We start from the raw sequence: 11,034 nt of genomic DNA on the forward strand, positions 1-11,034 counted from the left end.
CGTATACGTTTTCTCCTAGTATAAGAGCTTAATGTCAACTAGTCCGCGTCATAGCCGAGATTCGGCGCGAGCCAGCGCTCAACCTCACTCACGCTCATTCCTTTCCGTTGGGCGTAATCCTCGACCTGATCGCGCTGGATCTGCGCTACGGCAAAGTACTTGCTGTCAGGGTGGCTGAAGTACCAGCCGGAAACCGACGCGCCGGGCCACATGGCGAAGGATTCGGTCAGCTTCATGCCGGTATGCTTCTCAACGTCCAGCAGCGCCCAGATGGTGCCCTTCTCGGTGTGCTCCGGGCAGGCCGGATAGCCTGGCGCAGGACGGATCCCCTGATAGTTTTCGCGGATCAGCTCCTCGTTGCTAAGGTTCTCGTTCGGCGCATAGCCCCAGTAGACCTTACGCACGCGCTCATGCAGGTACTCTGCAAAGGCTTCCGCCAGTCGGTCGGCAATCGCCTTCACCATGATCTTGTTATAGTCGTCATGCTGAGCGTCATAGGCCTCGGCCAGCGCATCCTCTTCCAGCCCGCCGGTGACGGCAAACGCGCCGATGTAGTCCTCTTTGCCGCTCAGCTTCGGTGCAACGAAATCGGCCAGGCAGTAGTTAGCAAAGCCTACCTTTTCGGTCTGCTGGCGCAGATGGCGTGCCACCGTCAGTACCTGAGTACGTGATGCATCGCGGTAGATCTCAACGTCATCGCCAACGCGGTTCGCCGGGAACAGCCCCACCACCCCGCGCGGGTTAAGACGTTTTTCTGCGCTGAGCTGGTCGAGCATGTCATTAGCATCTTTAAACAGGCGCTTCGCCTCTTCACCAACGATCTCATCTTCCAGAATGCGCGGATACTTGCCCGCCAGCGACCAGGTCATAAAGAACGGCGTCCAGTCGATGTAGTTGCGCAGCGTCTCAATGCTGGCGGTCACCTCCTGCACGCCCAGACGATGGGCTACTGGCGGGGTGTAGCTCTCCCAGTCGAAGGCGAGATCGTTATCCCGCGCCGCCTGCAACGTTACCGGCGGCGTGCGTGGTTTTTTACGCGCATGTTGGATACGCACGGTCTCATACTCTTTGCGGGTGCGGGCAACGAAATCATCCCGCTGGGTTGCCGACAGCAGCGCGGATACCACGCCCACGGTGCGCGAGGCGTTCTGCACGTAGACCGTAGGGCCGCTGTAGTTCTGCTCGATTTTTACTGCCGTATGGGCTTTCGAGGTGGTCGCCCCGCCAATCAGCAGCGGAATGGTAAAGCCCTGACGCTCCATCTCTTTTGCCACGTTGACCATCTCATCCAGCGAGGGCGTGATCAGTCCGGAGAGACCAATCAGGTCAGCATTCACTTCCCGGGCGGTTTTCAGGATTTTATCCGTCGGCACCATCACGCCCAGATCGATAATCTCGTAGTTATTGCACTGCAATACCACGCCAACGATGTTTTTGCCGATGTCATGCACGTCGCCCTTCACGGTAGCGATCACCATTTTACCGTTGGTCTGCCCCTTCTCTTTGCTGGCTTCGATAAAGGGTTCGAGGTAGGCCACAGCCTGCTTCATGACGCGGGCAGATTTCACCACCTGCGGCAGGAACATCTTCCCCTCGCCAAAGAGATCGCCCACCACGTTCATGCCATCCATCAGCGGCCCTTCAATCACCTGAATAGGCCGTTCGGCCTGCTGGCGCGCCTCTTCGGTATCTTCCTCAATAAATTCGGTGATGCCTTTAACCAGCGAATACTCCAGCCGTTTTTTAACGTCCCAGGTGCGCCACTCCGCCTGCTGAGCGCTTGCGCCATCGTCACTTTTGCTGCCTTTGTATTTCTCGGCCAGATCCAGCAGCCGCTCGGTGCTGTCATCCCGACGGTTGAGGATCACATCCTCCACTGCGTCACGCAGCTCGGCGGGCAGATCGTCATAGATGGCCAGCTGCCCGGCGTTAACGATCCCCATATCCATGCCGTTGCGGATGGCGTAGTAGAGAAAGACGGCATGGATCGCCTCACGCACCGGATCGTTGCCACGGAAGGAGAACGAGACGTTAGAGACGCCACCGGAGATCAGGGCATGCGGCAGCTCGCGCTTGATGTCTTCACACGCGCCGATAAAGTCCTGGGCATAGTTGTTGTGCTCATCAATGCCCGTTGCCACGGCAAAGATGTTGGGGTCAAAAATGATATCTTCCGGTGGAAAACCGACATCCTGGGTAAGAATGGTGTAGGCCCGGCGGCAGATCTCAATCTTCCGCTCGCGCGTGTCGGCCTGGCCGACCTCATCAAAGGCCATCACCACCATCGCAGCGCCGTAGCGGCGCACCAGCTTCGCATGGTGGACAAAGGCCTCAACGCCCTCCTTCATCGAAATGGAGTTAACGATGCCTTTACCCTGGATGCACTTCAGCCCCTTCTCGATGACCTCCCACTTAGAGGAGTCGATCATGATCGGCACGCGAGCGATGTCGGGCTCGCCGGCAATCAGGTTAAGAAACTTGACCATCGCCGCCTCGGCGTCGAGCATCCCCTCATCCATGTTGATGTCGATGATCTGTGCGCCGTTTTCCACCTGCTGGCGCGCTACGTCCAGCGCCTCGCTGTACTTCTCTTCTTTAATCAGGCGCTTGAATTTTGCCGAGCCGGTAACGTTGGTACGCTCGCCAACGTTCACAAACAGGCTATCGTCGCCGATGTTCAGCGGCTCCAGCCCCGCCAGACGGCAGGCAACCGGCAGATCGGGCAGCTGACGCGGCGGCAGCCCTTCTACGGCGCGGCTCATGGCGGCGATATGCTCCGGCGTTGTACCGCAGCAGCCGCCCACGATGTTCAGGAAGCCCGCTTCGGCCCACTCGCGGATCTGCGCGGCCATCGGCCCGGCGTCGAGATCGTACTCGCCAAAGGCGTTGGGCAGCCCGGCGTTTGGGTGAGCGGTGACGTAGCACTCGGCAATGCGCGACAGCTCCTGCACGTACTGGCGCAGCTCATCCGGCCCCAGGGCGCAGTTCAGCCCAAAGGTCAGCGCGTCGGCATGGCGGAGTGAGTTATAGAATGCTTCAGTGGTCTGGCCGGAGAGCGTGCGTCCGGAAGCGTCGGTAATGGTGCCGGAGATCATGATCGGCAGCTCAACACCCAGCGCCTCGAACTCCTCTTTCACGGCAAAAATTGCCGCTTTCGCGTTGAGCGTATCGAAGATGGTTTCGATGAGGATCAGGTCGCTGCCGCCCTCAACCAGCGCCCGGGTCGACTCCCGGTACGCCGCCACCAGCTGGTCGAAGGTGACGTTGCGGTAGGCCGGATCGTTAACGTCCGGAGAGATTGAGGCTGTGCGGTTGGTTGGGCCAAGCACCCCGGCCACGTAGCGCGGCTTATCCGGCGTGCGTGCGGTCCACTCGTCGGCGCAGGCGCGGGCCAGCTTTGCGGCGGCAAGGTTGATCTCTGCCGACAGGGACTCCATCCGGTAGTCCGCCATAGCAATGGTCGTCGAGTTAAAGGTGTTGGTCTCAATGATATCCGCGCCTGCCGCAAAATAGGCGTCGTGGATTGCAGAGATCACCTCCGGCTTGCTGAGCACCAGCAGGTCGTTGTTTCCTTTGAGATCGCAGGGCCAGTCGGCGAAACGATCGCCGCGAAAATCCTGCTCACTCAGACGATAGCCCTGGATCATGGTGCCCATGCCCCCATCCAGAACCAAAATACGTTTTTTTAACTGCTGATGCAGTTGATCAACTTTGCTGCTCACACGTGCTCCCGACGACGCTCAACCAGGCCAGAAAGGCCAGCAGGACATACTGGCATAAAGCCAGCAGGTGGAAAAGAGAACAGCATGAAACATGAGAGATGTTCACCTGAACTCATCCGATCAGTCTGACGGCAGGTTGCATTATAATCAGATAAAACGAAAATGATTTCCACGATACAGAAAAGGAGTTGGCCATGGTGGCTTCCGTACCCGCGAAACGCGGTAAAAAACCTCGCACCGCAGCCGCCGCAGCCACCCCGCCTGCAACTGGCCGGGTGCAGTCCCTGACGCGCGGCTTGAAGCTTCTGGAGTGGATCGCTGAATCTCAAGGTAGCGTGGCGCTGACCGAGCTGGCCCAGCAGGCTGGCCTGCCCAACTCTACCACCCACCGCCTGCTAACGACCATGCAGCAGCTGGGGTTTGTCCGCCAGGTTGGGGAGCTGGGCCACTGGGCGATAGGCGCGCATGCGTTTGTCATTGGCGCCAGCTTCTTACAGAGCCGTAACCTGCTGGCGATTGTGCACCCCATCCTGCGCAAGCTGATGGAGGATTCCGGCGAGACGGTGAACCTGGCGGTGCTCGACCAGAACGATCATCAGGCCATCATTATTGACCAGGTGCAGTGTACACAGCTGATGCGCATGTCTGCCCCTATCGGCGGCAAGCTGCCGATGCATGCCTCCGGGGCGGGAAAAGCCTTCCTGGCCCAGCTGGAGGAGGATCAGGTTACCGGTCTGCTGCACCGTCAGGGGCTGCACACCTACACGCACGCTACGCTGGTCTCGCCCCTGCACCTGAAAGAGGATCTGGCCCTGACCCGCAAGCGTGGCTACTCCTTTGACGATGAGGAGCATGCCCTGGGCCTGCGCTGCGTGGCGGCCTGTATCTACGACGAGCATCGCCAGCCCTTTGCGGCCATCTCTATCTCCGGGCCGATCTCACGTATTACTGACGATCGCGTAACCGAGCTGGGCGCGCTGGTGATCAAGGCGGCGAAAGAGGTGACGCTGGCGTATGGCGGTAGTCGCTAAACCGTACGCTGAAACGCTGCCGACGGCGGTAGGCGTAGACATCCTCCACGTGGCCCTCTTTGATACACGTTTGCAGCGCCCGCCAGTAGCTGGCGCGGAACAGATCGGCATGCATCTCCTCAAAGAGCGGCCCAACTCGCGGATCGGCACAGAGCCAGTGGCGAAACTCCTCCGGGAAGACATCCCCTGGCGATACGCTGTACCACGGCTCGGCGCTCAGCTCATCCTCCGGGTAGCGCGGCGCGGGAACGTCGCGGAAGTTAACCTCGGTCATGTAGCAGATCTCATCGTAGTCATAGAACACCACCCGCCCGTGGCGCGTCACGCCAAAGTTTTTAAACAGCATATCGCCAGGGAAAATATTGGCGGCGGCCAATTGGCGAATGGCGTTGCCATACTCTTCGATAGCATCCCGCAGCGGCTGACCCTCAACCTGCTCCAGCCAGATATTGAGCGGCACCATGCGCCGTTCAATATAGAGATGGCTGATAGAAATGCTGTCGCCCAGATCGGTAATTTTCCCCGCCGCCTCCGTCATTAACAGGGTCATCAACGCAGGCGAAATCTGCCGCTTCTCCAACACAAAGTTTTCAAACTCCTGAGTATCGGCCATCCGCCCGACGCGATCGTGCTCTTTTACCAGCTGATAGCAGGCGCGCACGTGGGCGGCGGTCATCTCCTTCTGCGGTGCAAAGCGATCCTTGATCACCTTGAAGACCCGGTCAAAGCCCGGCAGGGTAAAGACCAGCATCACCATGCCGCGAATGCCCGGCGCTTCAATAAACTGCTCGTCGCTGCTGGCGATATAGTGCAGATACTCCCGGTAGCTCTCGGTTTTAGCGTGCTTCTGGCAGCCAATCGCCATATAGAGCTCAGCGGTGGTTTTGCCTGGTAGGATCTCCCGCAGCCACTCCACCGTCGCGGCGGGCAGTGGCGCATAGACCATAAAGTAGGAGCGGGCGAAGCCGAACACAATGCTGGCTTCGTCGTGGGTGGTCAGGCAGGCATCGACAAAAAGCTCGCCTGCCTCGCTGCGGTGGATCGGCAGTAAAAAGGGAACCGTACTGTCGGCCAGGATAAGCTTGCCCACCAGCCAGGCGGCTTTATTGCGGTAAAAAAGCTCGTTTGCCACCTGTAAATGCGCCTGCGCTAGCGCCACGTCGCCAACGCTCTCTGTCAGCTGGGCGAGGATATAGCCCACATCGCGAGTGCGATCCTGCCACGGCAGGCGCAGGGGCAGATCGGCAAGCAGCGTGTTCAGCAGCGAGCCCCAGCCGCCAGTGGGATAAAAATCCCTGGCCAGCGGGCGAGGAATGGTGCGAAAGCGGCGCTCGGGCTGGGAGCTGAAAATAAACAGCCGCTCAGGCGTCAGGGCCCGATGATCGAACAGCCGACAGTAGACCGAGTTGAAAAAGCTTTCGGCAATTTCGAAGCGCGGATAGTCCGGCAGTAGCTGGGTATAGTGCGCCTTTACCCGCAGCAAATAATCCGCGTCAAGGCGTCGGCCCTCGGTGATACAGCTTAGCTGCTCCACCACCAGCCCAACGTGATGGTCGTAGAGGTGGATACGGCTCTTCATCGCCTGCTGGACCGCGTGCCAGTCCGCCTGTTCAAAGCGCTGCTGCGCCCCGGCGGTAATCTCCAGAAAGCGTCCGTACTGGGCGTCAAAACCCTGCAGGATAGTTTGGGCGATCAACAGCTCTCGGCCACGCGTCATACGTTCCCCTCATCGGATCCGTGCGTAGGCCCGGTAAGCGTAGCGCCACCGGGCGTTTCCGTTATCAGAACTGCTGCTCTTCCGTCGATCCGGTCAGCGCGGTCACCGATGATGCGCCGCCCTGAATAATCGTCGTCACCTTATCGAAATAGCCGGTTCCCACCTCCTGCTGATGGGAGACAAAGGTGTAGCCCTCCTTCGCTGCGGCAAACTCCGGCTGCTGAACTTTCTCGACGTAGTGTCTCATACCCTCTCCCTGCGCGTAGGCGCGGGCGAGATCGAACATGTTGAACCACATGCTATGGATCCCCGCCAGGGTGATGAACTGGTACTTGTAGCCCATCTCCGCGAGCTGCTGCTGGAAGCTGGCAATGGTGCTATCGTCCAGGTTCTTCTGCCAGTTGAACGACGGCGAGCAGTTATAGGCCAGCAGCTTGCCGGGGAATTGGGCATGGATGGCATCGGCAAAGCGCCGGGCCTGCTCTAGATCCGGCGTCGAGGTTTCACACCAGACCAGATCGGCATAGGGAGCGTAGGCCAGACCGCGGCTGATGGCCTGCTCTATCCCGGCTCGGGTACGGTAGAACCCTTCGCTGGTGCGTTCGCCGGTAATAAACTCGCGATCGTACTCATCGCAGTCAGAGGTGATCAGGTCCGCCGCGTCGGCGTCGGTACGGGCGATCAGCAGCGTTGGCACGCCCATCACGTCCGCTGCCAGCCTGGCCGCGACCAGCTTCTGGATAGCCTCCTGGGTGGGTACCAGTACCTTGCCACCCATGTGGCCACACTTCTTCACCGAGGCCAGCTGATCCTCAAAGTGTACCGCCGCCGCTCCCGCTGCAATCATCGACTTCATCAGTTCAAAGGCGTTCAGCACGCCGCCAAAACCCGCTTCGGCATCGGCCACGATCGGCAGGAAGTAGTCCACGTAGCGCGGATCGTTTGGATCGATCCCCGCCGACCACTGGATCTGATCCGCCCGGCGAAACGTGTTGTTGATCCGATCCACTACTGCCGGAACCGAATTGGCCGGGTAGAGGGACTGATCCGGATACATGCTGGAGGCCAGGTTAGCATCCGCCGCCACCTGCCAGCCGGAGAGATAAATGGCCTCAATCCCTGCCTTTGCCTGCTGGAGCGCCTGCCCTCCGGTCAGCGCACCGAGGCTGTTGATATAGCCCTTTTTAGACTCGCCGTGCAGCAGACGCCACATTTTCGCCGCGCCAAGCTGTGCCAGGGTGCACTCCGGATTCACCGAGCCGCGCAGTTTTACCACCTCTTCCGCGCTGTACGGGCGGGTAATGCCCTCCCAGCGTGCGGTTTGCCACTCTTGCTGTAATGCTTCTGTTTGTTGGGTACGGGTTTTCATGGCTGTGCTCCACTGTTTTTATTAGGCTAAGAGGCGGTAACCCGGCAGGGTCAGGAAATCGATCAGGTCATCAGAGGTAGTGATCTGCTCCATCAGGCGAGCGGCGTCGGCAAAGCGACCATGGCTGAACCGGTGCTCGCCCAGCTCCTGCTGGATCACCTGCATCTCTTCGCCGAGCATCTGGCGAAACAGCGCTTTGGTCACCGGCGTACCGTTGCTAAGCGTCTTTTGATGATGGATCCACTGCCAGATAGAAGTGCGGGAGATCTCTGCCGTTGCGGCATCCTCCATCAGGCCATAGATTGGCACACAGCCGTTGCCGGAGATCCATGCTTCGATGTACTGCACCGCAACGCGAATGTTAGCCCGCATCCCCTCTTCCGTGCGTTCACCATCGCAGGGCGCAAGCAGCTCCTCGGCAGTAATGGGTGCATCCTCCTCCCGAGTGACAAAGAGTTGGTTTTTATTGTCGCCAAGCGCGGTATCGAAAATGGACATCACCGTATCGCCCAAGCCGGGGTGAGCAATCCAGGTACCGTCGTGGCCGTTTTTCGCCTCCAGCTCTTTATCCGCGCGTACTTTATTCAGTACCCAGCTGTTGCGTTCGCTCTCTTTGCTGGGGATAAACGCCGCCATGCCGCCCATCGCAAACGCACCACGCCGGTGGCAGGTCTTAATCAGCAGACGGGAGTAGGCATTGAGGAAAGGCTTATCCATGGTGACCGCCTGGCGGTCAGGCAGTACGCGATCGGGGTAATTTTTTAACGTTTTGATATAGCTAAAGATGTAGTCCCAGCGGCCACAGTTGAGGCCCACAATGTGATCCTTCAGAGCATGGAGGATCTCGTCCATCTGAAAGACCGCCGGCAGCGTTTCAATCAGCAGGGTGGCCTTGATGGTGCCGCGCGGCAGGTTGAAGCGATCTTCCGTATAGCTAAAGACCTCGCTCCACCAGGCTGCCTCCTGCCAGGCCTGAGTTTTAGGCAGGTAGAAGTAAGGGCCGCTGCCCTTGGCCAGCAGATTTTTGTAGTTGTGGAAGAAGTAGAGGGCAAAATCAAACAGGCTGCCGGGAATGGCCTCATCACGCCAGGTGACATGCTTTTCCGGCAGATGCAGACCGCGCACGCGGCAAACCAGCACCGCCGGATCGGGCTTGAGCTGATAGATCTTGCCGGCTTCGTTGGTATAGCTGATGGTGCCGTTAACCGCATCGCGCAGGTTGATCTGCCCGTCGATCACTTTCTGCCAGTTGGGCGCCAGCGAATCTTCAAAATCTGCCATGAAGACTTTGACGTTGGCGTTCAGCGCATTGATCACCATCTTACGTTCGACCGGACCGGTGATCTCCACCCGACGATCCTGCAGGTCAGCCGGAATACCGCGGATTTTCCAGTCGTCTTCACGTATGGAAGCCGTTTCCGAAATGAATCCGGGTAGCGTACCGCTATCGATCGTCTGCTGCTGCTGGATCCGTGCGGCAAGCAGCTTATTGCGCGCCGGGGTAAAGCGCGTCACCAAATCGGTAAGAAAGGCGGTGGCCTCTGGCGTCAAGATATGCTGCTCTTGCTCACCATACGGCTGGGTAAAGGTCAGTTCATCGGTAGTCGTTGCCTGTTGCGCCATAAGCGGGCTCCTCGTCGTTGATCCGAATAGATTTCCATCCTGAACAAAAGATCGTGTTCAGTTTTCGTTCAGCTTCGTTAAGCCTACTCAATTAAAAAACAAAATCAAAAACAATTTCCATTTTCAGTTTAATAACGTTGCAACACTTTGATAATGCTAAATTTAAAGTTGCGCTTGAGTGTGAAGTGATTTTCAGAAATAAAAAAAGCACCCGAAGGTGCTTTTTTGTTGGCTGAAACGCTTAATCCAGTGTGGGATTCATATGTCGCAGATCGAACGGTGTGATCTGGTAGACGTAATAGTTGAGCCAGTTGGTAAACAGCAGGTTACCGTGACTGCGCCAGGTCGCACGCGGCGTGTTCTGCGGATCGTCCTTGGGGAAGTAGTTATACGGGACAACCGGATCGAGACCAGCTTCAAGATCGCGGAAATACTCCCCGGCCAGGGTATTGGCATCATATTCAGGATGACCGGTAACAAAGGCAATGCGTTTGTCCTTGCTGGCAAACAGGTAGGCATCACTCTCACTCGATTCAGCAAGAATATCCAGATCGGTATAGTCGCGGATCAGTGCTGACGGGAAGTCGGCATAGCGCGAATGCGGAGCCAGGAACGTGTCGTCAAAGCCACGGGTTAGAAGCGCATGCTGCTGAGTGATGTAGTGTTCATAAACGCCGGAGAGTTTGTCTTTGCGTGTCTGCTTGGGGATACCGTAAAGGATATTGAGTGCGGCCTGTACCGCCCAACAGACAAACAGTGTTGAGGTGACGTGATCTTTAGCCCACTCCAGCACCTGCTTAATCTGCGGCCAGTAGGCGACATCGTTGAACTCAACCAGCCCCAGCGGTGCACCGGTCACGATCAAACCATCGAAGTTCTCTTCGCTGATCTCATCGAAGTTACAGTAGAAGTTGTTCAGGTGCTCAGTGGGCGTATTACGAGATTCACGCGCGTCGATACGCAGCAGGCGAACGTCTACCTGTAGCGGTGAGTTAGAGAGCAATCGCAGGAACTGGTTTTCCGTTTCGATTTTCTTGGGCATCAGGTTGAGGATCAGCACCTTCAGAGGGCGTATCTCTTGACCTGTAGCACGCGATGTCGTCATAACAAAGACGTTTTCATCTCGCAAGAAATTGACGGCTGGCAGCTCGTCCTGCACCCGAATCGGCATAACCTTATTACCTCACAGCATACGTTTAAACGTGTAGACATCCAGATAGCTGACAATAACCAGGAATAGGCAAAATGTCGAGCCTGCATGTGCCAGGTGAGAAAGTTTCAAGAAGAACAGGAGAAGTATAATCTGAAGGAATTGTAGGTAGGCCCGGTAAGCGCAGCGCCACCGGGCATTTGTCTGCCCAACGCAAAAAGGCCATCCTTGCGGATGGCCTTCTGCTTTGTTTGATGCCTGGCAGTTCCCTACTCTCGCATGGGGAGGCCCCACACTACCATCGGCGCTACGGCGTTTCACTTCTGAGTTCGGCATGGGGTCAGGTGGGACCACCGCGCTAGTGCCGCCAGGCAAATTCTGTTTATCACCCCGCTTTCGCGCAGTGATGTAATCTGTATCAG

At 57.7% G+C, this 11,034-nt stretch carries 6 protein-coding genes and 1 rRNA gene; 1 reads left to right on the top strand and 6 read right to left on the bottom strand.

The window, feature by feature from the left end:
• Positions 1-38: 38 nt before the first annotated feature.
• A complete protein-coding gene (gene metH / locus EV102420_RS03470) occupies positions 39-3,722 on the bottom strand; it encodes a methionine synthase (protein WP_042388945.1) in 3,684 nt (1,227 codons plus the stop codon).
• 194 nt (positions 3,723-3,916) lie between these two features.
• On the opposite strand from metH, the gene iclR reads away from it, so the two are divergent.
• Positions 3,917-4,753: a glyoxylate bypass operon transcriptional repressor IclR gene (gene iclR / locus EV102420_RS03475; RefSeq protein WP_042388948.1), complete on the top strand. Its 837-nt coding sequence runs from the start codon at positions 3,917-3,919 to the stop codon at positions 4,751-4,753.
• On the opposite strand, the gene aceK is transcribed toward iclR, so the two are convergent.
• From aceK to rrf, 5 genes are all read right to left on the bottom strand, one after another.
• The gene (gene aceK, locus EV102420_RS03480) at positions 4,707-6,470 is read right to left on the bottom strand and encodes a bifunctional isocitrate dehydrogenase kinase/phosphatase (RefSeq protein ID WP_042388951.1); all 1,764 of its coding nucleotides are present in this window, start codon (positions 6,468-6,470) and stop codon (positions 4,707-4,709) included. The two genes, iclR and aceK, sit on opposite strands and share 47 nt — an antisense overlap.
• A gap of 64 nt (positions 6,471-6,534) precedes the next feature.
• Positions 6,535-7,839 carry an isocitrate lyase gene (gene aceA / locus EV102420_RS03485; protein ID WP_042388953.1) on the bottom strand — a complete coding sequence of 435 codons (1,305 nt, stop codon included), beginning with the start codon at positions 7,837-7,839 and terminating at the stop codon, positions 6,535-6,537.
• Between the two features lie 21 nt (positions 7,840-7,860).
• Complete coding sequence (gene aceB, locus EV102420_RS03490) at positions 7,861-9,462, bottom strand: malate synthase A (protein ID WP_042388955.1); 1,602 nt, start codon at positions 9,460-9,462, stop codon at positions 7,861-7,863.
• 241 nt (positions 9,463-9,703) lie between these two features.
• A complete protein-coding gene (gene metA, locus EV102420_RS03495) occupies positions 9,704-10,633 on the bottom strand; it encodes a homoserine O-acetyltransferase MetA (RefSeq protein WP_042388957.1) in 930 nt (309 codons plus the stop codon).
• A 235-nt stretch (positions 10,634-10,868) separates the two neighbouring features.
• A 5S ribosomal RNA gene (gene rrf, locus EV102420_RS03500) occupies positions 10,869-10,984 on the bottom strand.
• Between the last annotated feature and the right edge of the window lie 50 nt (positions 10,985-11,034).

Origin of the sequence: Pseudescherichia vulneris NBRC 102420 (assembly GCF_000759795.1) — a bacterium.
Lineage (GTDB): Bacteria > Pseudomonadota > Gammaproteobacteria > Enterobacterales > Enterobacteriaceae > Pseudescherichia > Pseudescherichia vulneris.